Source organism: Arthrobacter sp. ISL-28, from assembly GCF_018613875.1.
Classification (GTDB): Bacteria; Actinomycetota; Actinomycetes; order Actinomycetales; family Micrococcaceae; genus Arthrobacter.
In genome coordinates this window covers 385,207-406,986 of record NZ_JAGGPJ010000007.1, presented here as the reverse complement: position 1 = coordinate 406,986, position 21,780 = coordinate 385,207, and the positions used below count along the sequence as shown (strand labels likewise).

Annotated in this window: 23 protein-coding genes; 6 read left to right on the top strand and 17 right to left on the bottom strand. The window is 65.6% G+C overall.

The window, feature by feature from the left end; translation table 11 throughout:
• Positions 1 to 24: 24 nt before the first annotated feature.
• Positions 25 to 1,173 (bottom strand): D-TA family PLP-dependent enzyme, encoded by a 1,149-nt coding sequence (locus J7E80_RS06730; RefSeq protein WP_215050730.1) that lies wholly within the window; start codon positions 1,171 to 1,173, stop codon positions 25 to 27.
• 189 nt (positions 1,174 to 1,362) lie between these two features.
• Between J7E80_RS06730 and J7E80_RS06725 the strand changes: the two genes are divergently transcribed.
• Positions 1,363 to 2,328 carry a quinone oxidoreductase gene (locus J7E80_RS06725; RefSeq protein WP_215050685.1) on the top strand — a complete coding sequence of 322 codons (966 nt, stop codon included), beginning with the start codon at positions 1,363 to 1,365 and terminating at the stop codon, positions 2,326 to 2,328.
• 108 nt (positions 2,329 to 2,436) lie between these two features.
• Here the strand turns inward: J7E80_RS06725 and pheT are convergent, their stop codons facing one another.
• Positions 2,437 to 4,980, bottom strand: coding sequence for a phenylalanine--tRNA ligase subunit beta (gene pheT, locus J7E80_RS06720; RefSeq protein WP_215050684.1), 2,544 nt, complete (start codon positions 4,978 to 4,980; stop codon positions 2,437 to 2,439).
• 3 nt (positions 4,981 to 4,983) lie between these two features.
• A complete protein-coding gene (gene pheS, locus J7E80_RS06715) occupies positions 4,984 to 6,045 on the bottom strand; it encodes a phenylalanine--tRNA ligase subunit alpha (RefSeq protein WP_215050683.1) in 1,062 nt (353 codons plus the stop codon).
• A gap of 251 nt (positions 6,046 to 6,296) precedes the next feature.
• On the opposite strand from pheS, the gene J7E80_RS06710 reads away from it, so the two are divergent.
• Together J7E80_RS06710 and J7E80_RS06705 are read left to right on the top strand one after the other, a co-directional pair.
• On the top strand, positions 6,297 to 6,755 hold the full coding sequence (locus tag J7E80_RS06710; protein WP_251036500.1) for a hypothetical protein: 459 nt from the start codon (positions 6,297 to 6,299) through the stop codon (positions 6,753 to 6,755).
• A 90-nt stretch (positions 6,756 to 6,845) separates the two neighbouring features.
• Entirely contained in the window at positions 6,846 to 7,958 is a 1,113-nt protein-coding gene (locus tag J7E80_RS06705) for an Rv2578c family radical SAM protein (protein ID WP_215050682.1), read from the top strand.
• Positions 7,959 to 7,968: 10 nt separating this feature from the next.
• Here the strand turns inward: J7E80_RS06705 and J7E80_RS06700 are convergent, their stop codons facing one another.
• Positions 7,969 to 8,427 carry a (deoxy)nucleoside triphosphate pyrophosphohydrolase gene (locus tag J7E80_RS06700; protein WP_215050681.1) on the bottom strand — a complete coding sequence of 153 codons (459 nt, stop codon included), beginning with the start codon at positions 8,425 to 8,427 and terminating at the stop codon, positions 7,969 to 7,971.
• Between the two features lie 147 nt (positions 8,428 to 8,574).
• On the opposite strand from J7E80_RS06700, the gene J7E80_RS06695 reads away from it, so the two are divergent.
• Positions 8,575 to 9,783, top strand: coding sequence for an MFS transporter (locus J7E80_RS06695; RefSeq protein ID WP_215050680.1), 1,209 nt, complete (start codon positions 8,575 to 8,577; stop codon positions 9,781 to 9,783).
• A 43-nt stretch (positions 9,784 to 9,826) separates the two neighbouring features.
• On the opposite strand, the gene J7E80_RS06690 is transcribed toward J7E80_RS06695, so the two are convergent.
• Complete coding sequence (locus J7E80_RS06690; protein WP_215050679.1) at positions 9,827 to 10,780, bottom strand: cation diffusion facilitator family transporter; 954 nt, start codon at positions 10,778 to 10,780, stop codon at positions 9,827 to 9,829.
• Positions 10,781 to 11,013: 233 nt separating this feature from the next.
• Between J7E80_RS06690 and J7E80_RS06685 the strand changes: the two genes are divergently transcribed.
• Positions 11,014 to 11,289: a GlsB/YeaQ/YmgE family stress response membrane protein gene (locus J7E80_RS06685; protein ID WP_076798106.1), complete on the top strand. Its 276-nt coding sequence runs from the start codon at positions 11,014 to 11,016 to the stop codon at positions 11,287 to 11,289.
• Positions 11,290 to 11,419: 130 nt separating this feature from the next.
• Here J7E80_RS06685 and J7E80_RS06680 read toward each other — a convergent pair whose 3' ends face one another.
• The 4 genes from J7E80_RS06680 to infC form a co-directional block, all read right to left on the bottom strand.
• Positions 11,420 to 12,316 (bottom strand): RNA methyltransferase, encoded by an 897-nt coding sequence (locus J7E80_RS06680; protein WP_215050678.1) that lies wholly within the window; start codon positions 12,314 to 12,316, stop codon positions 11,420 to 11,422.
• A 56-nt stretch (positions 12,317 to 12,372) separates the two neighbouring features.
• Complete coding sequence (rplT, locus tag J7E80_RS06675; RefSeq protein WP_215050677.1) at positions 12,373 to 12,837, bottom strand: 50S ribosomal protein L20; 465 nt, start codon at positions 12,835 to 12,837, stop codon at positions 12,373 to 12,375.
• A gap of 118 nt (positions 12,838 to 12,955) precedes the next feature.
• On the bottom strand, positions 12,956 to 13,150 hold the full coding sequence (gene rpmI / locus J7E80_RS06670; RefSeq protein WP_009358635.1) for a 50S ribosomal protein L35: 195 nt from the start codon (positions 13,148 to 13,150) through the stop codon (positions 12,956 to 12,958).
• 117 nt (positions 13,151 to 13,267) lie between these two features.
• Entirely contained in the window at positions 13,268 to 14,281 is a 1,014-nt protein-coding gene (infC, locus tag J7E80_RS06665; protein WP_396020728.1) for a translation initiation factor IF-3, read from the bottom strand.
• 383 nt (positions 14,282 to 14,664) lie between these two features.
• Here infC and J7E80_RS06660 point away from each other — a divergent pair, with 383 nt between their 5' ends.
• Positions 14,665 to 15,051 carry a DUF1844 domain-containing protein gene (locus J7E80_RS06660; RefSeq protein ID WP_215050675.1) on the top strand — a complete coding sequence of 129 codons (387 nt, stop codon included), beginning with the start codon at positions 14,665 to 14,667 and terminating at the stop codon, positions 15,049 to 15,051.
• 152 nt (positions 15,052 to 15,203) lie between these two features.
• Here the strand turns inward: J7E80_RS06660 and J7E80_RS06655 are convergent, their stop codons facing one another.
• The 8 genes from J7E80_RS06655 to J7E80_RS06620 all read right to left on the bottom strand — a co-directional run bounded on the left by J7E80_RS06655 (position 15,204) and on the right by J7E80_RS06620 (position 21,586).
• On the bottom strand, positions 15,204 to 16,532 hold the full coding sequence (locus tag J7E80_RS06655; protein ID WP_215050674.1) for an MFS transporter: 1,329 nt from the start codon (positions 16,530 to 16,532) through the stop codon (positions 15,204 to 15,206).
• 59 nt (positions 16,533 to 16,591) lie between these two features.
• Complete coding sequence (locus tag J7E80_RS06650; protein ID WP_215050673.1) at positions 16,592 to 17,503, bottom strand: SseB family protein; 912 nt, start codon at positions 17,501 to 17,503, stop codon at positions 16,592 to 16,594.
• A 10-nt stretch (positions 17,504 to 17,513) separates the two neighbouring features.
• A complete protein-coding gene (gene priA, locus J7E80_RS06645; protein ID WP_215050672.1) occupies positions 17,514 to 18,260 on the bottom strand; it encodes a bifunctional 1-(5-phosphoribosyl)-5-((5-phosphoribosylamino)methylideneamino)imidazole-4-carboxamide isomerase/phosphoribosylanthranilate isomerase PriA in 747 nt (248 codons plus the stop codon).
• A gap of 140 nt (positions 18,261 to 18,400) precedes the next feature.
• Positions 18,401 to 18,559 (bottom strand): hypothetical protein, encoded by a 159-nt coding sequence (locus tag J7E80_RS06640; RefSeq protein ID WP_215050671.1) that lies wholly within the window; start codon positions 18,557 to 18,559, stop codon positions 18,401 to 18,403.
• Entirely contained in the window at positions 18,560 to 19,351 is a 792-nt protein-coding gene (gene hisH, locus J7E80_RS06635; RefSeq protein WP_215050670.1) for an imidazole glycerol phosphate synthase subunit HisH, read from the bottom strand.
• Complete coding sequence (gene hisB / locus J7E80_RS06630; protein WP_215050669.1) at positions 19,348 to 19,971, bottom strand: imidazoleglycerol-phosphate dehydratase HisB; 624 nt, start codon at positions 19,969 to 19,971, stop codon at positions 19,348 to 19,350. The genes hisH and hisB overlap by 4 nt, the downstream gene beginning before the upstream one ends.
• Positions 19,972 to 20,032: 61 nt before the next feature.
• Positions 20,033 to 21,151: a histidinol-phosphate transaminase gene (locus tag J7E80_RS06625; protein WP_215050668.1), complete on the bottom strand. Its 1,119-nt coding sequence runs from the start codon at positions 21,149 to 21,151 to the stop codon at positions 20,033 to 20,035.
• 63 nt (positions 21,152 to 21,214) lie between these two features.
• Entirely contained in the window at positions 21,215 to 21,586 is a 372-nt protein-coding gene (locus J7E80_RS06620; protein WP_215050667.1) for a LysM peptidoglycan-binding domain-containing protein, read from the bottom strand.
• Positions 21,587 to 21,780: the final 194 nt, after the last annotated feature.

The window sequence follows — 21,780 nt, the reverse complement described above, 5'->3', positions numbered from 1 at the left end:
CGTCGGCTGATGCGCGCTGGGCCATCAGCTGTTCTTCCCCCGCGCCGCAACAGTCCAACGGCCCGTGAGCGCACCATTGCTGACGACACTCACCTCGTCCACCAGGTTCATCGTCAGGCACACGTGATTGGGGATGACCCTGAGCCGGTCCCCCAGGCCTGGCAGCGCCGTCCCCTGCGGCCATTGCACCGTCGCGTGGTGTTCGGACAAGGCGGTAATTGTGGCATCCGGGTAGTCGAGCAGGCGGCCGTAGCCGCTGGCCCACCCCGGACGGTCGCTGCCAAGGACCTTGCTGCCGGCGTCGATGATGAAGCGTCCCGGTTCATCCGGGCCGGTCCTGTGGTGGCTGACCACGGTACTGGCTACGGTCAGCGCAATGTCCCCGCCAACGCACCGCTGCAGCTCAAGCTGCTGGGCATCACCAAACACATAGACCCCGGGACGCAGCTCAGTTGCTGCCGTATCCCCTTCGATGCCGGCAGTCGGCGTGGACCCTCCACTGATGGTTTTCACCCTGAAGCCTGCTGCCTCCAGTCCGTCGGCCCCCTGCCGCAGCGCTTCATCCTCCTGCCGGGCGGCGGCGGTCGGCATCCCCGGCGCGTAACTATGGCCGGGGAACGTGAAGACGCCGGCGACGTCCAGCCCGGCGGCTGCGGCTGCGCGCGCCACCGTGGCGGCTTCGACCGGCCGGACTCCGCTGCGGTGGTGTCCGCTGTCGAGCTCTACAAGGACCGCTATCCTGCCGGCATCCGATCCGAGATTCTTTCCCATGAAGGACGCGCTTTCGGCAGAATCCACGCCCACCGTGATGCTGCTTGCCTGCGCCAGGTTGCGCAGGCGTGCCGCCTGCGGTGCCGTGACCCACAGCGGGTAGGCGATGAAGATGTCCCGGACTCCGGCTTTGGCGAATACTTCCGCCTCGCCGATGGTCGCGACGGTCAGTCCGAGTGCACCGGCTGCGAGTTGCCTGTCCGCTATCTCCAGGACCTTATGCGTCTTGGCGTGCGGGCGCAGCCGGAGTCCGCGGGCCTGCGTCGCTGATGCCATCCGCGCGATGTTCCGGTCCAGGACGTCGACGTCGATCATCACCTCCGGAGTGGTGAGTTCAGGAGGGATCACTGCAGTAAGGGGAAGGTGTTGGCTCCCGGATCCCCGGGCGTTGACGGCGGTCATGTACTCCCCTTCGCGACGCGGCACTTCCCCATGGTACGGGGACCAGCGGCCGGATCGGTCACTGGGAAATGCCACGCCGCAGGAATCTCGTCAACACCGCCGCGCAACTTCGCCTCACGCACGGCTCTCCATAGGATGGATGAAGAATCCGGCCGCCGGAAGTCCCGGCCCCGGGAAAGGAGACCTTCCATGACGCATGCCATCGTCGCCCAGCAGGCGGGCGGACCCGAGGTTCTGGACTTCGCGGAGATCGACCGCCCCGTGCCCGGCCCCGGCCAACTGCTCATCAAGGTGGCAGCAACCGGCGTGAACTTCATCGACACCTACCAGCGCGGCGGCATGTACAAGGTGCCCTTTCCCTTCACCCCGGGCTCGGAAGCCGCGGGAACGGTCGAGGAGGTGGGCGAAGGCGTCGAGAATTTCATGGTCGGCAGCCGCGTCGCCACGGCCGAGGGCTCGAAATGCTATGCCGGCTATACCGTGCTTGACGCGGCCAAAGCCCTCCCCGTGCCGGACGGCGTGGACGACCAGACGGCGGCGGCCCTCCCCCTGCAGGGCATGACGGCCCACTACCTCATCAATTCATCCTTCAGGGTGGAGCCCGGCCATACGGTGATGACGCATGCAGGCGCCGGCGGCGTCGGCCTGCTCTTGACCCAGCTGCTCAAGGAACGCGGCGCACGGGTCATCACCACCGTATCCTCTGACGCCAAGGAGGAACTTGCCCGGGAAGCCGGAGCCGACCACGTGCTGCGGTACGAAGGATTTCCGCACCACGTCCGGGAACTGACCGGCGGGAAAGGCGTGGACGTGGTGTACGACGGCGTCGGCCGGAACACCTTCGACGGTTCCCTCTCCTGCCTGCGCACGCGCGGAACACTTGTCCTGTTCGGGGCTGCATCCGGCGCTGTCGCGCCCGTCGACCCCCAGCGCCTGAATGCCGGCGGCTCGCTGACGCTGACCCGGCCGTCCCTCGCGCACTTCCTGCTCAACGCACAGGAGCGCCACTGGCGCTCGGGGGAAATCTTCGCCGCCGCGGCCAACGGAAACCTTAAGGTCCGGATCGGAGCCACCTATCCCCTGGCCGAGGCACGGCGGGCCCACGAGGACCTTGAAGGACGGCGCACCACCGGCAAGGTCCTGCTGGTGCCCTGATGCAGCGTTAACTCCGGCTGCCCGACAGGCCACAAAAAATCCCCGCAGCCGCCAAGGCTGCGGGGATTTCCTGGTTTATGGTGCTGGATTTGGCTTTGCGGCGAACGACTAGCGCTGCACTGCGCCGAAGCGCTCGGCAGCCACGGCTACCGCACTCTCTCGGGCAGCGGACGCCTCGTCCGCCGTCAGGGTCCGGTCGTTGGCACGGAACCGAAGCCCGAAGGCCAATGACTTCTTGCCTTCCTCGATGCCCTTTCCGGCGTAGACATCGAACAGGGCCACGTCTTCCAGGAGCTCACCGGCACCCTCCCGCAGCGCGGCCAGGACGTCGTCGGCAGGAATGTCCTGCGGCACCACGAGAGCCACGTCCTGGGTGGCCACCGGGAAGGTGGAGATGTGGCGTGCCACGATGACGTCAGCAGCGGCCTCGAACAGGGCATCTGCGTTTATCTCGAGCGCCACGGACCGCGCCGGCATGTCGGAGGCGGCCAGGAGCTTCGGGTGCAGCTCGCCGGCATAACCCACAACCTCGCCGGTGCGCAGCGACAGTTGCGCAGCCCGGCCGGGGTGGAAGGCCTGGTGGTGGCCCTGCGTCACGACGATCTCGACCCCGAGCACATCACCGGCAAGCCGGGCGATGTCCAGGGCATCAGCCCAGTCCCAGGCCCGCGGCGTGTGGCCTGCGGCAGCGGGCGAGTCATGGCCGGTCAGGACGGCGGCGACGTGCAGCGGCTGGTCCGGAACGCCGTCGTACAGTGCGTCCAGCACCTCATCGGACGGCCGGACACCCAGCGGCGGAATGGATGCGGTGCCCACGGTGCCATCAGGCAGGAAGACGAGACCTGCCTCGAACAGCGCGAGATCGCGGAAGCCGCGCGAATGGTTGCGCTTGGCCACCTCGATGAGCCCGGGCAGAACCGACGTCCGCAGGTAGCCGTGCTCCTCGCTGATCGGATTGGCCAGCTTGACGGCGGTCCGGGATGCCCCCGCCTCGGCCACGCCGAAGGTGTCATTGGCAGCCTTGGACACGAACGGGTACGCGAGCACCTCGGTGAGCCCTGCGTCGGCGAGGGCCTGGATCAGGCGCCGCCGCTGCTGCTGCACGCGGGTCAGCCCCCGGCCCGGAGGAGCCACAGGAAGCGTCGCCGGGATCTGGTCGTAGCCCACCAGGCGGGCGATTTCCTCGGACAGGTCTTCCTTGGTTTCGAGGTCGTTCCGCCAGCTGGGCGCCGAAACCGTCCAGCCGGCGTCGGCCTTTTCCACGACGGCGCCGAGATCCTCAAGCGAGGTGACGATCTGTTCCTCGGTGAAGTCAATGCCGATCCGTTCGGCGGCGAAGCCTGCCGGCAAGGCGATGGTCACGGCGTCAGGTGCGGTCCCGACGTCGGTCCCCGCCTCGTCCGCGATGCCTCCGGCGAGTTCAACCAGGAGGTCGACGGCGCGCTGAGCGGCGATGTTCGCCACCTGCCAGTCGACCCCGCGCTCGAAGCGCTTGGAAGCCTCCGACGGCAGCTTGTGGCGCCGGCGTGAGCGGGCAATCGAAACTTCCTCGAAGTGGGCGGCCTCAATCAGGACCGTGGACGTTGCATCAGAGACTTCGGTGGAGGCGCCGCCCATGACGCCCGCGACGCCGATGGGACCGGAATCGTCCGTAATGAGCAGGTCCTCCGTGTCGAGGGACCGCTCCTTGCCGTCGAGCGTGGTGAGTTTCTCCCCTGCCACTGCGCGCCGGACCACGATGTCGCCGGAGAGTTTGTCCTGGTCGTAGAAATGCAGCGGCTGTCCGAGTTCCAGCATCACGTAGTTGGAGATGTCCACGGGCAGGGAAATGGAACGGATCCCGGCCAGACGAAGGCGCGAGGACATCCAGGCCGGCGTGGGCCGGGTGGCGTCCACGCCGCGCACGGTGCGGGCCACGAAGCGGTCGCAGCCCGGTTTGCCGTAGATGGGGGCATCGTCGTTGATCTTGACCCCGTAGCCTCCTGTCAATGCCGCGGGCGCGGTCACCTTGGAGGCGGGGTCAGTGAAGGACGTTCCGGTGGCGTGGGCGTATTCCCTGGCGACGCCCCGGATCGAGAAGGCGTAGCCGCGGTCAGGGGTGACGTTGATTTCGGCGGCTTCATCGCAGAGTCCCAGGAGCTCCATCGCGTCGGTGCCGATTTCCGGGTCCAGCCCGATCCTCGAGAGTACCAGGATGCCGTCGTGGTCTTCGCCGATGCCGAGCTCGCGCACCGAGGCGATCATGCCCGCGGACAGGTGCCCGTAGGTTTTCCGTGCCGAGATGTGGAAGTCACCCGGCAGGACGGCCCCGGGAAGGGTGACCACAACTTTGTCGCCCTCCACGAAATTGTGGGCTCCGCAGATGATCCCCTGCACGCCGGAGGGATCGATGCCCTTGCCGGTGAGGGACTGCTCCTGCCCCTCGGGGACGACGCGTACCTGGCACCAGTTGATGGTCTTGCCGTTGGTCTGCGGCTCCTTGACCAGGCTCAGGACCTGGCCCACCACGATCGGCCCCTTGAGGGCGTCCGTGGGGCGGTGGACGGCCTCTTCTTCAAAGCCGACCTTAACGAGCTCAGCCATGACGTCTTCAGCCGTTGCTCCGGCCGGTACCTGCGCGAATTCACGCAGCCAGGAAAGTGGGATACGCACTGTTTAGATCTCCATCCCGAAGTGCTCGCTGAAACGTACATCGCCTTCGATCATGTCGCGCATGTCGCCGACCTCGTTGCGGAACATGAGCGTGCGCTCGATGCCCATGCCGAAGGCAAAGCCTGAATAGATGTCGGGGTCGATGCCCGCGGCGCGGAGGACGTTGGGGTTGACCATGCCGCAGCCACCCCATTCGATCCAGCGCGGCCCGCCCTTGGCGCCGGGGTGGAAGATGTCCAGCTCCGCGGACGGCTCGGTGAAGGGGAAGTAGTTGGGGCGCAGCCGGATCTGGGCTTCGTCGCCGAACATCTGGCGGGCGAAGTGCTCCAGCGTGCCGCGGAGATCCGCCATGCTGAGCTTCCGGTCGATTGCGAGGCCCTCGAACTGGTGGAAGACCGGGGTGTGCGTGGCGTCGAGCTCGTCGGTGCGGAACACCTTGCCGGGGCACAGCACGTAAATGGGCACCTCGCGTTCCAGCATGGATCGGACCTGCACCGGCGAGGTGTGGGTGCGCATGAGGAGGTGGGCTTCGGGCGGCTCCACGAAGAACGTGTCCTGCATTTCGCGGGCCGGGTGGTCCGGCTTGAAGTTCAGGGCATCGAAGTTAAACCATTCGGATTCGACTTCCGGGCCCTCGGCGATTTCCCAGCCCATGCCGACAAAGATGTCCGCCACGCGGTCCTGCAGTGTGGAGAGGGGATGGCGGGCGCCGGCGCGGCGGCGGCGCGGAGCGGCTGTCACGTCCACGGTTTCCTCAACCAGGATGCGGGCATCGTTCTCGGCCTCGAGCTCTGCAGTGCGCTCGGCGAGCGCCTTGTTGACCCGACCGCGGGAGGAACCCATGAGCTTTCCGGCAGCGGCCTTCTGGTCTTTGGGAAGGGCTCCGATCTCCCGGTTGACCAGGCTCAGCGGCGCTTTCTCGCCGGTGTGGGCCAAACGGACAGCCTTGAGTTCATCGAGGGTGGAGGCGCCGGCAATGGCGGCGATAGCCTGGTCGACGGCGGCGGTGATGGCGGCTTCATCCAGAGGGTTCGGGATGGCTGCGCCCGGCAAAGTTTCAGTCATCTACTGTTCTTAGCTACGAGTCGGGTGATGCCAGCAGGCGGTGCCGCTGTGCCGGTTTCCCGGCAGCGCGTCCGTCACTGGCACGTCATTGCAAGAAGTCATGCAACGACGTCATGCAAGGACACTGGCAGGCTCGCCGGAGGTTGGCCGGCGGGCACTGTTCCCAGTCTAATTGACCGGGCCCCGCTGCCCGAACGGGACGGCTTCGTCAGCATCTGGGCGCCCCGGGGGCCGGCCGCTAGCATGGCCTCATGACCCCGGGACAGCGGTTGCGGCAGCTGGCGAACCTGCTGAATGCTTCCACGCTGCTGGGGCTCCTTCTTGCCAGGCTGGCCGGGGCCAGGACATGCGGCGGCCCCCGGGGCCTGGTGATCGCCACGGGTTACCGCTGGCGGCTGCCGTTTGCGGGAGCGTTCACGGTGGGCAATGTCGTCATTTTCCGGGCGGGGCCGGAGGCAGCCTTGTCGAACCCGGTTCTTCTGGGACACGAGGAAAGGCACAGCACGCAGTACGCCTGGTGCCTGGGGCTGCCGTTCCTGCTGCTCTACTTTGCCTCGGCCGCCTGGTCCATGCTGCGGCACGGCGACCCGGCGTCGGGAAATCCCTTTGAACGCCACGCGGGCCTCGAGGCCGGCGGCTACTACCGGCCCCGTCCGGCGTCCCTGGAACTGCCCCGCGGCGGCCACGGCCGTCGACGCCGCGGGCAATGAGGAGGGCGGCGCTCCCCAACGGCAGCGCGGCGGCACAAACGCCGGCGGGGTGTCTTGACTTTCATTCGAACATACCTTCGAATTGAGGCTATGAGGTGGGACGCACAAGCACTCAGACCGGCATCCGGAGAGCACGGCGCAGACAACGGAACCGCGGCCGCCCCAGCCGCGGTTCCGCTGTTGCCGCTGGCCGGGCTTGTGCGTTCCGTCTCCACCCCTGAATTCGCCGGGGTCACCTTCCATGAGGTCACCGCCAAATCGGTGCTCAATAGGGTGGCTTCCGGTTCGCGGATGCCTTTCGAGTGGACCATCAACCCGTACCGGGGATGTAGTCATGCATGCGTCTACTGCTTCGCCCGCAAGAGCCACACGTATCTCGACTTCGATGCCGGGCTCGATTTCGACAGCCAGGTTGTGGTCAAGATCAACGCTGCGGACGTGTTGCGCAAGGAACTGGCCAGGTCGTCCTGGGCACGCCAGCACGTTGCGCTGGGCACCAACACCGACCCCTACCAGCGCGCCGAAGGCCGTTACCAGTTGATGCCTGGAATCATCGGGGCGTTGGCGGACTCCGGCACACCGCTGTCCATCCTGACCAAGGGGACCCTGCTTGCCCGCGACATCCCCCTGCTGAAACACGCCGCCGCCCAGGTCCCGGTGGGAATCGGAATCTCGCTCGCCATGACAGACGAAGAACTGTCCGAGGCGGTGGAGCCGGGAACACCAGGGCCGAGGGCCCGGCTCAAACTCATTTCGAGACTGCGCGAAGCCGGCCTGCCGTGCGGGGTGATGGCCATGCCCATCCTGCCCTGGCTGTCGGACAGCGATGAAGCCCTGGATTCCCTGTTCAGTTCACTTGCGCACGCCGGGGCCACCGGCGTTACAGCCGGGGCTCTCTATTTGAAGCCCGGCACCCGGGAATGGTTCATGCAATGGATCGCGGCACGCCACCCGGAACTGGCCGGGAGGTACAGGAGGCTATACGGGACGGGTTCCTACGCCTCGAAGGAATACCGGACCTGGCTCGCCGGCAAGGTCCGCTACTTCAAGGCGCGGCACGGCTTTTCCGGATCCCACGGATTCAGCCACCGTGACGTCGATGACCCCCGGGGCGAGGAAGCAGCGTACCCGGAAGGGAGCTTGCCCGCCGGGCATGCCGGCCATGCCGGCGCGGCGCAGACTTCCCAGCCCACGCTCTTCTGAACGGGCGCCCTTAATGTCCCGGGAGGGAGTCGGCGGGCACTGCGGTGCCCAGCTCTGTCAGTAGGGCCCGGACAATGGGGAGGTCGGCAGGGATCCAGGGCAGGCTGAGAGCTTCGTCATGGTTCCGGACGCTGATCCACTTGAGTTCGTCGTGGTCTTCGAGGGGCCGCGCGTAGCCGTCGGAGACTTCCGCGAACCATACGCGCATCGAGGCGCGTTCATTAAGGACCCAGCCTGAGGCGTCCGGCGCCTTCAGCTCGGTTCCCAGGACTACGCCGATGCCCAGTTCCTCGCGAAGCTCCCGGTGCAGGGCGGCTTCAGGCGCCTCCCCCGCCTCGACCTTGCCGCCAGGAAACTCCCACATGCCGGCAAACTGTGGGGGCGCCGTCCGCCGGGCCACGAGCAGCAGGGCGGGCTCCGCCAGCGAATCAAGCACGGCTCCGCCCACGACGTTGATCACTTCAGTCACCCTCCCAGTCTATGGGGCAGAATAGTTAGGGCCCCAGCACGGGGAATACTCCTCAATGACGCGGCGTTATATAAATCATATTTTTATCCGCAGCGCGTCCTTCCACCCGCCGGGTGCCGATGCCCAAGCCCCTTGAAAAGCAGGCACATGACTTCCACCGTTCAAGCTTCCGTCAAGCCCAAAGCCCCCGGCTCGCACCTCGGACTCGCGATTCTGGCCCTGGCGATGGGAGGATTCGGAATCGGCGTCACCGAATTCGCCATGATGGGGCTGCTCAAGGAAGTGGAGCTTGGACTCAACATCAGCACCCCGGAGGCGGGCCACCTGATTTCGGCCTATGCCCTGGGCGTGGTTATCGGCGCACCGGTACTGGCTGCGGTCGGAGCGAAGCTTCCGCGCAAGTATCTTGCCCTGGGCCTCATGCTCTTCTTCAGCATCGCCAACCTGACCTCGTTCATCGCCCCTGATTACGGGAGCATGCTGGTTTCGCGGTTCGCCGCCGGCCTGCCGCACGGGGCCTTCTTCGGCGTGGCAGCCGTGATCGCCGCTTCCCTGGTGGCGCCAACAAAGCGGGGGTGGGCCATATCGATGGTCATGGCCGGCCTCACGGTTTCTAATGTCATCGGGGTCCCCTTCGCCACATGGCTTGGCCAGACCTTCGGCTGGCGGCTGCTCTTCGTCCTGGTGGGCGCACTCGGACTGGTGACCCTGGCCCTGATCTGGAGGTTCGTCCCCTTCCAGCAGGCGCACGCGGACGCGAGCATCCGCCGGGAACTCGGGGCACTGAAGCGTGCCCAGGTCTGGCTCGCCATCATGATCGGGATCATTGGGTTCGGCGGATTCTTCGCGACGTACACATACATTGCCCACACGATGACATCGGTGGCCGGCATTCCGGCTGCATGGCTTCCCTTGGTGGTCGCCCTTTACGGACTGGGGATGGTTGCCGGCAACATTGTGGGCGGCAGGATCGCCGACAAGTCCGTGATGGGAACCATCTACCGGGTCCTGCCCGGAATCGCCGTCGCACTGGTGGTGTATGCGATCGCCGTGCACTGGCCCTGGTCCGCCTTCGTCATGGTTTTCGTCGTCGGTGCCACCGGATCCATGCTGGTTCCGGCCCTGCAGACACGTCTGCTGGACGCCTCCCCCGATGCGCCATCGCTGGCTTCCTCACTCAATCACGCAGCGTTGAACGTGGCGAATGCCCTGGGGGCCTTCCTCGGCGGGCTGGTCATCGCATGGGGATGGGGCTACGTGGCCCCTGCCCTGGTGGGTGCGGTGCTGGCAGTTCTGGGCCTGGGAGTTGCCGCGCTGAGCGGGCTGCTGGAACGAAAGCGGCCGCTGGCCCCGTAACCAGCCGGTCACAGGGCCAGCGGCCGTAGGCCGTCGTGGACCGTCAGGCCCCGGTGTCCCCGACGAAGGCCTGTCCGCTGGCCACATCCGAGCGGTGAAGGTCAGGTTCCAGATAGATGACCCGGGCCATCGGAACCGCGGTGCGGACCCGGCCCTCTGCAGCATCGATCATCCTGGCGATTTCCAACCCGGAATCCGCAGCGGCCACGGTGATCTTCGCGGCAACGAGCAGTTCTTCGGGCCCCAGGTGCATGGTCTTGAGGTGGATGATGCCGGTGCCGTCAGACTCAATGGCAGTTCTGATCTTGGCGATGTCGTCCCGGCTCGCGGACTCGCCGAGCAGCAGTGACTTCGTTTCCAGGGCCAGAACGACGGCGATGGCGACGAGCAGCAGGCCGATCATTGCCGTGCCGGCGGCGTCCCAGATGCCATCGTGCGTCAGCAGCGTCAGGCTGACACCAAACAGCGCGAAAATCAGGCCAACCAGGGCGCCGAGGTCTTCAAGGAGAATCACCGGCAGCTCCGGCTGCTTGGCGTTCCGCACAAAGCTGACCCAGTTCTGCTTCCCCCGGACATGGTTGGATTCGATGATGGCCGTCCGGAATGAAAAGGACTCCGCAATGATGGCACCGATCAGCACTGCGAGCGGAACCCACCAGAAATCGCCCTCGATGGCGTGCGGATGCTGGAACTTGTCCCACGCTTCATACAGAGCAAACAGGCCGCCAACACTGAACAGCACGATGGAAACGATGAACGCGTAGATGTAACGTTCACGCCCGTAACCGAAGGGGTGCTCTTCGCTGGCCGCACGCTTCGCACGCTTGCCACCCACCAGCAGCAGGATCTGGTTTCCGGAGTCGGCCACAGAGTGGATGGCCTCCGCCAGCATGGACGACGACAGCGTCAGGATAAAAGCGACGAACTTCAGGACAGCGATGGTCAGGTTTGCAGCCAGAGCCGCGACAATCGCCTTGGTACCGCCGGTTGCAGCCAAGGGAGCTTCACCTCTTCACGTGGGTATGACAACGAAATGGATACGGCCGCGAACCGCGCCCGTCTAGTAAATACCGTACCTGTACGGTTCGCAGCCGTGCACCAGCCGTCAAGGCTTCGCGCCACGAAAATCCTTGAAACTAAGCGTACTGACAAATAAACGCGCGCTGTGCTAGCTTGAAGCCATATCGGGACTGATACGAATCGATCCCGACGAATATGAAGGAGGAGACAATGGGTTTTCTTGCTTGGATTATTCTCGGCCTGATCGTAGGCGCAATTGTGAAGGCCGTCATGCCCGGTAGGGTCGGCGGCGGCTGGGTCACCAGCCTGGTTCTGGGCGTCGTTGGCGCCATCGTTGGTGGCTGGATCGGCAGCCTTCTGTTCGGCAAGGGCGACCTGGCGTTCTTCGACCTCGGAACGTGGATCCTCGCCATTATCGGCGGCCTCGTGGTCGCAGGTATCTACGGAGCCATCACCGGACGCAACCGGACCACCCGGGCCCCATAACAGGCTCAGGTCAACCGCAGGCCAGTCTGCAAAAAGTGGCAGACGGCCAGTACAGACAGAAAAAGCAACATAGACAGCAGCGGGGGCCCACCACCAGGTGAGCCCCCGCTCCTTCTGTGTCCGCCCTTCGTCACGCGGGCTGCTGCGACCGCGCACTCGCGTAGAGACACACAGTGGCGGCTGTTCCCAGGTTCAGGCTCTCCGCAGCCCCGTAGACGGGCACAGCCACACGATGATCAGCAAGCGCAAGTTCGTTCTCGGACAGGCCCTGGGCCTCATTGCCGAACAGCCAGGCAGTGGGCTTCTCGAGGGGATAGTCGGAGCCGGCGGTGGAAGCGCCGAGCCGCCGCGCCGCACTCTCATCCTGAAGCCGGTCCAGGTTGAGCTTGCCATAGCCGTCAGCAGCCAGAACGCCAATGCCGCGGGCCCGGCACTGTGCCACCAATTCTTCGACGTCGGCGCCGAGCACCACCGGGAGGTGGAAAAGTGAGCCAGCCGTCGATCGCACGGCCTTCGGATTGTAAATGTCCACGCTGGAGCCGGTGAGTACCACGGCATCCGCACCGGCAGCATCAGCTGCCCGCAGCACGGTGCCGGCGTTTCCGGGGTCCCGGACCTGGCACAGGACGGCGATCAGCTTCGGTCCGGCGTCGAGCACGTCCCCAAGCCCGACGTCGACGAAGTCACAGACAGCGATGATGCCCTGCGGCGTCACCGTGTCCGCCATCGCGGCGAGCACCTCCTCCGTGGCCAGTCGGGCGCTGGCCCCTGCCGCCAGCTCCTCGAACTCCGGGTAGCGGTCCAGGCACGCCTCGCTGGCGAAGACCTCGCGGACGACGCCCGGCTCCCCCGCGTCCATCCGCTTGCGGTGAAGAGTCAACGCTTCGCGGACGGCCTGGGGACCTTCCGCGAGAAACTGCCGCCGCCTTAAACGCGCCGGGCGCCCGGCAAGCTTTGCCACATCCCGCACCCGATCAGCTCGGGGATTGGAGAGTGGAAAGTCTTGCGGGCGCCCGGTTTCGTTCATACAAGAACCTTAGTTGCTGTTGCAGCGGGTTCTCGAACTACCAGAACGGGGAGCTGCTAGACGGCGGCTTCCTCAGCGGCCGGCTTCTTGGCAGCAGGCTTCTTGGCGGCCTTGGCCTTCGGAGCCGCAGCAGCGTCAGCCGTGGTGGCCGGAGCGGAGGTGTCTGCCGGCAGGGAGTCCTTGGCGACCTGGACCAGCGCAGCGAAGGCGTTGGCGTCGGAAACGGCCAGCTCGGCGAGCATGCGGCGGTCAACCTCGACCTCAGCGGCCTTCAGGCCCTGGATCAGACGGTTGTAGGTGAGGCCGTTGGCGCGGGATGCAGCGTTGATGCGCTGGATCCACAGGCGGCGGAAGTCGCCCTTCTTCTTCTTGCGGTCGCCGTAGCTGTACACAAACGAGTGCAGCAGCTGCTCTTTGGCCTTGCGGTACAGGCGTGAGCGCTGTCCACGGTAACCTTTGGCGCGTTCGAGGATAACCCGGCGCTTCTTGTGGGCGTTTACCGCCCGCTTCACACGTGCCACGTGCGTACTCCTTCAGAATTCTTATCCCAAGCGTCTACTGCCGGTAACCCGGCCGGCCTGAGAAGGCTTATTGGTAGTTGACTGGTGCCAGGTGGCAGTCAGTCAGAGAGCTTGGAAATTAGATGCCGAGCATCTTCCGGATGACCTTGGCGTCGCCCTTGAAGACGATCTTGTCGCCGGCAAGGCGACGGGTCAGCCTGGAGGACTTGTGCTCGAGGTAGTGGCGGCGGTTGGCCTGCTGGCGGCGCAGCTTGCCGCTGCCGGTCAGCTTGAAGCGCTTCTTAGCACCACTGTGGGTCTTCATCTTCGGCATGGGAACCGATCTCCTAACGTATCCGCAGACTATGTCTGCAGTCTTTCGTGCAGCCGCCCCTGCGGGCGGCATGCTGGTTGCTGACTGCCTGAAGGCGGTACCTTCCGCAGCTTTGAACTAGGTGGTCTTCTTGCCTGCCGGCTTCGGTGCCCGGGGAACTGCAGGACGTGCACCGGGCTTCGGTGCAGCGGGCCTGGCCACCGGCTTCGGCGGAGCAGGAACAGCCGCAGGCTTCGGTGCTGCCGCGGCAGGAGCTTCCGCTTCGGCAGCCTGGGGCGCGGCAGGTGCCGCGGCCTTGGGAGCCGGAGCCTTCGCCGGCGCAGCCTTGGGAGCTGCCGCCTTCGGCGCCTCGCGCTTCGGCTCGGCAGCCTTCGGAGCTTCCTGCTTCGGAGCCTCCTGCTTCGGAGCCTCCTGCTTGGGGGCTTCCGCAGGCGCTTCGGCAGCGGGTGCTTCGACGGCGGCTTCCGGAGCAGCTGCTGCCGGTGCTTCCGGGGCTGCTTCGGTGTTGACCTGGAAGCCTTCCGGAAGGAGGTCCGCAAGTGACTGGGTCAGGGGTACCTGGTCATCGCCGGAGACATCGATACGGCCAGCGGCCTTGGCCTCATTCTGGGCCTTGGCTTCGGCACGCTGGGTGGCGCGGCGGGCTTCGGCCTTGGCCTCTGCCTTGTTCTTCAGTGGACCGATCACCATGACCATGTTGCGGCCGTCGATGCGCGGGCTTGACTCCACCACACCGACTTCAGCGACGTCTTCAGCGAAGCGCTGGAGCAGGCGCAGGCCCATTTCGGGGCGCTGCTGTTCGCGGCCACGGAACTGGATCATGGCCTTGACCTTGTCCCCGGCTCCGAGGAAGCGCAGGGCGTGGCCGCGTTTCGTCTCGTAGTCATGGGTGTCGATCTTCAGGCGGAACCGGATTTCCTTCAGAACCGTGTTGGTCTGGTTCTTGCGGGCCTCACGGGCCTTGACTGCGGCCTCGTACTTGTACTTGCCGAAGTCCATCAGCTTGCACACCGGAGGCTTGGCCTGAGGTGCAACTTCAACGAGATCAAGATCGGACTCGGCAGCCAGACGCAGGGCATCCTCGATACGGACGATTCCTACCTGTTCGCCGGCAGGGCCGACCAGCCGCACCTCAGGGACGCGGATACGCTCATTGATTCTTGGCTCGCTAATGTTAAAGCTCCTGTGTTTGTGATGAGTATTCCACCGGCAAATAGAGAAGGCCCCCAATTGCCGGAGCAATCGAAGGCCTCGAGGATCGGATGTGCACGCCCCGAAGGGCTGCATGCACTCCCGCAGGTCTGTGCCTGCCGGAAGCGCCCGACCTTTACCCGGCAACCTTGCTTCCCTCTGAAACTGCGAGGAAAAACGGCTGACGCGGGTGGGAGAGAACTCCGCTTGCAAACTGAATGTCAATTCTACAGAAAGATACCCGCTCACCGCACATTTGCGGCAGTGGGTCTCATACACAGCAAAATAACGACATCCAGTCGGTCTGTGTCAAGCTTACCAGTATGAGCACTCCAGACAGTAATTCACACGTTTACCAGGCGCCCGGCGAGCAGGCAGATGTCTCGCAGCAGGTCCGGGACATCTCCGAAGTTCCCGCCATCGAGGTCATCACCACAGCCGCCGTCCACCTCATGAGCGCCGCAGCAGTGAAGCTGGGCCTGGCCGCGGAAGAAAACGCCGAAGAACTCAAGGACCTGGATGAGGCCCGGAAGCTCATCATCGCCCTCGCCGGGCTCGTAACCGCAGCCGCTCCGGAGATCGGCTCCCAGCACGCCGGGCCGTTGCGTGACGGACTGCGCTCCCTGCAGCTGGCGTTCCGCGAAGAGTCCATCATTCCCGATCCGCCGGGCAAGGGTCCGGGCGAGAAGTACACCGGCGCAGTGAACTGACACGCGGTGAACTGACACGCGGTCAACTGACGCCGGAAAGCCATAGCCGCTGCTGCCTGATGCAGCCGCTCGAAACGAGTATCGACGACGGCGGGCCCGGCCTTCTCAAGGTCGGCCCGCCGTCGTTCTGCGGTGAGGGCTCCGCCTTCTCCCTATGCTCGGGCAGCATCCTTTTGCCCGTCAGCTTCCTTCTGCCCCGCCGCCCGTCGGCGCTGCAGCACGATGCCGGTGGCGCAGAGCATGACACCGGCCAAGCCCACGGAAACGAAGCCGGCCGACGGTCCAACGCCGTCGATAAAAAGCCCCGCCAACGGCGCTCCAAGCGCCACACCGGCCGTCAGCGCCGATCCATACCAGCCCATCGCTTCGCCCCGCCGCGCCTCGTCCACAAGGTTTGCCACTTTCTCTGATGCTGCCGAAAGCACCGGCGCACACAGAAGGCCGGGAGGCAGTGCCAGCAGGCTCAGGGTCAGGGTGTCGGTGGCGTATCCCATCGGGATAGTCAGGGCTGCCATTCCCAGCAGTAGCATGATCGGCGAAACGGGCCGGTGCATCGCGCCATAGATGATGCCGCCAACCATTGACGCGGCGCACCAGAAGAGGAAAACTATCCCGATTTCCGCCTGGTGGCCGCCGGTTTCCAATGCCGCCACGATCCCCACGTCGGTGCCGCTGAGCACCATTCCGGCTCCCGCCGCGACGGCAAAGACAGCTGCCACGGCTGCTGTGAACCATCTGAAATTGTGCGCGACCTTGCTCCGCAGACTTCTGTGCGGCGGGTTGCCCGCGGGCTCCCGTCCCAGTTCGGCGGCCGCCTCCCGGACGTGGGCATGGGCGGCATCGTTCACCGCTACTTCCGCGGCCTCCTGCTGCTCCGGCCCGCAAGCATCGTCGCGGTCAGCGCTGCGGGTGGGCGGGTTGAACCACATCAGAAACAGTCCGGCCAGGGACGTGGAGACGCCGACGATGGTCAGGCCGAGGACGGAGTGCCCGCTCGTGGCCACAACCGCGCCGGCCGCAGGCCCAATCATGAAGACCATCTCGGTGCTGATGGCATCGAGGGCGAAGGACGTCCTGCGCTGGTCACCGTCGCTCAGCACACCCAGCGACTGCCGCACGACGCTGAAGATGGGCAGCGTCAGCAGCCCTCCCAAGAACGCTAGCGGCAGCAGCCACTGATAGGACACATGTGGCACCACGGACCAGATGACGGTCTCGGATACCACAGACGGGATCAGTGCCGTGCGGAGTCCCACAGCGTCCACGCGGCGGCCGTGCCATGGGGCGCCAAGAGCAATACCGAGGGTCATGACGGCAGCTGCTGTTCCTGCAGCTGCATAGCCCTCCCCCAGGGTGAGCACGATGTGCAGTGTCAGCAGCACCCCGGCGGCCGAATGGGGGATGCGGGCGATCATGCCGACCACCAGGAGCCGGCGTATCGGCCTGATGGCCAGCAACTCCCGGTACAGGGTGAAATTCACGGGTGGCACTTCGTTCCGCTGGCGGGAAGCAAAGGACGGACCGCATCCATGACCTGCGGTTACTGCGCGGCGCGCCTCAGCTTCACTTCGATCGAGTCAACACGCTCGCCGAACAATACATTCCGGCTCCACTCATTCTGGAGGCCGGCGACGAGGGACTGGACGCCGGCGGCATCCAGCCCGTCCTCGAGGTACAGCACCACGCGGAGCTCCGGTCCGGGACCCCCGCCCGGGATCCGGCGGCCGGAGGCGGTCGAGGCTGCCACGCCTTCCCCGGGAAGGACTTCCAGGTGGCGGACAGACGGCCACGCAGCCGCTGCCGACTCCAGCATGCGGACCAGCTCCGGATCGCGGTAGGCGGGAACCCATTGATGCTGTTGGGCAAGCGACCAGACCGCAGGGCGGCGCACCACGAAGGTGACCTCTGAACCCGGATCCACAACCAGCAGCTCAGCCCCCTCGGCCACTGCCGACAGCGCGGCCCTCGGCGCATAAACCGCCACGGGCCTCGCCTCCGGATGCCATGCTGCCAACGCTGTCGATGAGCTGAATACCGGCATCGCCAGCCGCCCGTCCGGCGCCTTGAGCGTCACGAGGGCCATGTCCGCCTGTTTGTCGGCGTGCAGCCCGCCCACACCTTCGGCTTCCTCGGCCAGTTGGGCCACGACCGGAACGAAAACACGTGCTGCAGCCAGCGACGCGACAACCTCAGCTTCATCGCCTTCGCCACTGAGCAACGCGTCAACTGCGGCGAGATAGGCATTGTCCGCCGTGCCGTCGTCGTCCTCAAAGTTGTGGCTGCTCGCGTTCTCGCCGGCGAGACTTCTCCCGGCCCAGGGCTGGCCGGCCGAGTCCGCAGCGCCGCCCGCACCGGCAAGGGCAGCCTCGATGTGCCCCGGGAGCCGGCGCCCCTGCGGCTGGTCCGATGCCGCCCCATCATTGGCACGTGGGGTCAGCCCATGCTCGGCCATGGCTGGCAGCTTAGCGGCGGCCGGCGACGTCGAGGGCCTCCGGCAGGGTGAAGGCGCCTGCGTAGAGGGCCTTGCCGACAATCGCGCCCTCGACGCCCAGCGGCACCAGGGAACGCAGGACCTTCAGGTCGTCCAGGCTCGAAATGCCGCCTGAGGCCACCACGGGCTTGCCGGTTTTTTCCACCATTTGCCGCAACAGCTCAACGTTGGGCCCCTGGAGCGTGCCGTCCTTGGTCACATCCGTGACGACGTAGCGGGCGCAGCCTGCTTCCTCGAGGCGGCCCAGTACGTCCCAGAGGTCACCGCCTTCCTTAGTCCAGCCGCGGCCGGCCAGCGTGGTCCCCCGAACATCGAGCCCGACGGCGATCCGGTCACCAAAGCGGTCGATGGCCCGCGCCGTCCATTCGGGGTTTTCCAGGGCGGCGGTCCCGAGGTTGACCCGGGCCACGCCGAGGTCCAGGGCCTTTTCCAGCGACTCGTCGTCGCGCAGGCCCCCGGAGAGCTCCACTTTGATGTCCAGCCGGCCCACTACTTCGCGCAGAAGCTCTGCGTTGGACCCTCGGCCGAAGGCTGCGTCCAGGTCCACGAGATGCACCCATTCGGCACCCTGCTGCTGCCAGTTCAGGGCTGCTTCCAGCGGCGTGCCGTAGCTGGTCTCGCTGCCGGCCTCGCCCTGGACCAGGCGCACGGCCTGGCCGTTAACGACGTCGACGGCGGGAAGCAGTTCCAGTGCCGGCAGATCGGTTTGGCTGATCATCTCGGGTCCTCAGTTCTCGTGTAGCGCAGGTTCCTGGTGGCGCTGTTTCAGTTGGCGCTGTTTGTTCAGCACCGGGGCATTCAGTGTTCGCGTTCAAGGGCGGCGTTCAATGCCGGCACTCAATTGGCGCCGGGCCTGAATCAGGCTGCCGGCAACGTCAGCAGGTAAGCGGCCAGCAGCGCCATTCCGGCCAGCACGTAAAACCCGATCTGGATCCAGAGCGGCTTCTTCTGCTGCCTGAAGGACACGGCCCCGCCGACCAGCAGGCCGGCAAGCCCCATCAGGACTACGGACCACATCTAGGTCCCAGCCGTGGGCGTTGTGTCAGCCGCGAGCGTTGAGTCAGCGGGCACTTTGGCTGCCGGTGCTGCCTTCCGGCTGTGGGCGCGCAGCCCATTCACCCAGTTCCGGAGAAGCCGCGCGCCGGCATCCCCGGACTTTTCCGGGTGGAACTGTGTGGCGCACAGCGGACCGTTTTCCACGGCGGCGATGAAGGGGCCGCCGTGCTCGGACCAGGTGACGAGGGGCGCGGCCATACGCGGCTGTACGACGTCGAAGTCCCAGGTCTGCACACCGTAGGAGTGCACGAAGTAAAAGCGTTCATTCTCCACGCCCTCAAAGAGCTTGGAGCCTTCCGGAACCTTTACGGTGTTCCATCCCATGTGGGGAACGACGTCCGCCGGAAGGAGCTCAACCTTGCCTGGCCACTCCCCCATTCCCTCGGCTTCGGTTCCGTGTTCCACCCCAGCCTCAAAGAGCACCTGGAGGCCTACGCAGATGCCCAGGACGGGCCGGCCGCCGGCCACGCGGCGTCCGATCATCCTGATGGCGTCCACGGCTTTCAGTTCGCGCATCACGGTTTCAAAGGCCCCGACTCCCGGAACCAGCAGGCCGTCCGCATTCAGGACGTCCTCAGGCTTGGAGCTCAGGATGACTTCAGCACCTGCCCGTTCCAGGGCGCGGACCGCCGACCGCACGTTGCCCGACCCGTAGTCCAGGACCGTCACGGTGGGTTTCCCTTCCGGGGAAGGGAGCTTCACGGTGGCCGAGGGGTCAATGATGGCGCCCTCCCGCAACACTTTGCCGGTCACAATGCCCCCTTGGTGGACGGAATGCCCTCAACGCGGGGATCGGGCTCCACAGCGGCCCGCAGCGCCCGGGCGAAGGCCTTGAACTGGGCTTCGACAATGTGATGCGGGTCGCGCCCGGCGATCACATTCATGTGTAGGCAGATACCGGCGTGCAGCGTGATGGCCTCGAAGACGTGCCGTGTGAGCGAACCGGTGAAGTGGCCGCCAATCAGGTGATACTCCTGGCCCGCCGGCTCTCCGCCATGGACCAGGTAGGGCCGACCTGAGACATCGACGACAGCGTGCGCGAGTGCTTCGTCCAGGGGCACTGTTGCCTCGCCGAAGCGGCGGATGCCGGCCTTGTTGCCGAGGGCGGTCCGGAGCACCTCGCCGAACGTGATGGCCACGTCCTCAACGGTGTGGTGCACATCGATGTGGATGTCGCCGGTTGCCTTCACGGTCACGTCGATGAGTGAGTGCTTGCACAACGCGGTCAGCATGTGGTCGTAGAACGGGACCGAGGTGCTGATGTCCGACACCCCGGTGCCATCGAGGTTGATCTCCACCAGAACGGAAGATTCGCTGGTGGCACGCTCGAGGCGTGCGGTTCGGTCGGCAGCCGTGATTCCGGTGTCGTTCATAGTGATAAGTGTCCTTTTTGACGAAGGAGGGCGCAGACGTTGCAGGGTTCTACCCTCAAGTTTAGGCCGGAAGAGCAGCCTGCCTGGCCAGGATGCTTTCCAGCGCCTCGAGGAAGGCTGTGGTTTCCGTCTCAGTGCCGGCAGTGACCCGCAAGTGTCCGGGGATGCCGACGTCCCGGACCAGGACGCCGGAGTCCAGCAGCCCCTGCCAGACCTCGTGCGGGCTTTCGAGACCCCCGAAGAACACATAGTTGGAATCCGAGGCCGCAGGGCGCAGACCCATCCTCGTGAGTTCTGTGACGATCCGGTCCCGCTGCCGCTTGATGTCCTCGACGTCGGCCATGAGCGCCTCGCGGTGCCGGAGGGCTGCCAGGGCGGTGGCCTGGGTGATGGCGGACAGGTGGTACGGCAGGCGGACAAGGCGCAGGGCGTCCGTGACTTCGGGGGCCGCGGCCATGTAGCCGAGACGGGCGCCTGCCAGCGCAAACGCCTTGCTCATGGTCCGGGAGACGATGAGGCGCTCGCGTCCCGGCAGCAGGGTGAGGGCGCTCGGGGTGCCGTCGTGCGCGAACTCGTGGTACGCCTCATCCACGATCACGATGGTCTGGCTGGCCTCGCCGGCCTCGTAGACCGCTTCGACGACATCCAGGCCCAGGCCTGTGCCGGTGGGGTTGTTGGGTGAGCAGAGGAAGACGACGTTCGGCTGCAGGTCCCGGACCTGGCGGGCGGCGGACTCCGCGCTAAGGCCATAGTCGTCGGCGCGCTGTCCCACGATGTATTCGGTGTCCGTGCCGCTGGCCAGCAGCGGGTACATGGAGTACGTGGGCGGGAAGCCCAGAGCCGTGCGGCCTGGGCCGCCAAAGGCCTGGAGAATCTGCTGGAGGACTTCGTTGGAGCCGTTGGCCGCCCAGATGTTGGCGGCGGCGAGGTCATGTCCCAGGTACTCCGCCAGGGCTTCCCTGAGCTCGGTGAATTCGCGGTCGGGGTAGCGGTTGAGTCCTGCTGCTGCCTCTGTCACGGCCTCTGAAATGGCGGCCCTGACGTCCGCCGGCACACCATGGGTGTTCTCGTTGACGTTGAGCAGGATCGGCACGTCCAGCTGCGGCGCCCCATAAGGGGTCAGCCCCCGCAGGTTGGTCCGAAGGGGCAGTCGGTTCAGTCGCTCAAGCTGGTCACTCACTTGGACAGTTTAAGTGCCCGCGGCGGCGAGCAGGAAACTGTGACGGTTCCAGCGGCAAGCGGCCTACTTGGACGGAACAAACAGTTGCTGCCCGGGCAGAACCTTGCCCATCTCCAGGTCGTTCAGCTGGACGATATCCGCGATGACATCGCGCGGATCCCGGGTGGGGTCAACGGCCCCGGCAATGACCCACAGGGATTCCCCCGGCTGTACCGTCACGGAGACTGTCTTCGTCACGGATAACCCGCTTGCTGTATCGGCCGCCTTGGCCGGCGAATTCAGCAGTCCGGTGAGCGACAGGAGCAGCGCGGCCAGAAGAACCAGCGGCAACCCGATCAGGACGATCCGGCCGCGGCGGGTGAGCCGCAGGCGCGGAGGCCTGCCCTGCTGCGCACCCTGCGGACGTGAATGGTGAACTGCTGTTGAAGCTGACATGAACTGAGCCCTCCTGGACCACTCTGTGCTGCCCGTTGTGTCCGGCCCGCCGGCATGGGCGGGTATTCGAAGATCCGGGCACGCTCCGCAGCTGAACTAGAACACATGTTCGAACTTTATTTCCTCAGTTTTAGCACTTATCAACGAACAAAGTCGAGACTCGCTAGAACAAATGTTTGAAAAAGCCGCATGGC

Excerpts from the sequence above, each read along its gene's own strand:
- J7E80_RS06730 (WP_215050730.1), bottom strand. The coding sequence starts at position 1,173 with ATGACCGCCGTCAACGCCCGGGGATCCGGGAGCCAACACCTTCCCCTT.
- priA (WP_215050672.1), bottom strand. The coding sequence starts at position 18,260 with ATGATCAGCCAAACCGATCTGCCGGCACTGGAACTGCTTCCCGCCGTC.
- J7E80_RS06680 (WP_215050678.1), bottom strand. The coding sequence starts at position 12,316 with ATGAACGAAACCGGGCGCCCGCAAGACTTTCCACTCTCCAATCCCCGA.
- J7E80_RS06710 (WP_251036500.1), top strand. The coding sequence starts at position 6,297 with ATGACCCCGGGACAGCGGTTGCGGCAGCTGGCGAACCTGCTGAATGCT.
- hisB (WP_215050669.1), bottom strand. The coding sequence starts at position 19,971 with ATGAACGACACCGGAATCACGGCTGCCGACCGAACCGCACGCCTCGAG.
- pheS (WP_215050683.1), bottom strand. The coding sequence starts at position 6,045 with ATGACTGAAACTTTGCCGGGCGCAGCCATCCCGAACCCTCTGGATGAA.
- J7E80_RS06620 (WP_215050667.1), bottom strand. The coding sequence starts at position 21,586 with ATGTCAGCTTCAACAGCAGTTCACCATTCACGTCCGCAGGGTGCGCAG.
- J7E80_RS06640 (WP_215050671.1), bottom strand. The coding sequence starts at position 18,559 with ATGTGGTCCGTAGTCCTGATGGGGCTTGCCGGCCTGCTGGTCGGCGGG.
- J7E80_RS06685 (WP_076798106.1), top strand. The coding sequence starts at position 11,014 with ATGGGTTTTCTTGCTTGGATTATTCTCGGCCTGATCGTAGGCGCAATT.
- rpmI (WP_009358635.1), bottom strand. The coding sequence starts at position 13,150 with ATGCCGAAGATGAAGACCCACAGTGGTGCTAAGAAGCGCTTCAAGCTG.
- J7E80_RS06725 (WP_215050685.1), top strand. The coding sequence starts at position 1,363 with ATGACGCATGCCATCGTCGCCCAGCAGGCGGGCGGACCCGAGGTTCTG.
- J7E80_RS06695 (WP_215050680.1), top strand. The coding sequence starts at position 8,575 with ATGACTTCCACCGTTCAAGCTTCCGTCAAGCCCAAAGCCCCCGGCTCG.
- J7E80_RS06660 (WP_215050675.1), top strand. The coding sequence starts at position 14,665 with ATGAGCACTCCAGACAGTAATTCACACGTTTACCAGGCGCCCGGCGAG.
- J7E80_RS06650 (WP_215050673.1), bottom strand. The coding sequence starts at position 17,503 with ATGGCCGAGCATGGGCTGACCCCACGTGCCAATGATGGGGCGGCATCG.
- J7E80_RS06705 (WP_215050682.1), top strand. The coding sequence starts at position 6,846 with ATGAGGTGGGACGCACAAGCACTCAGACCGGCATCCGGAGAGCACGGC.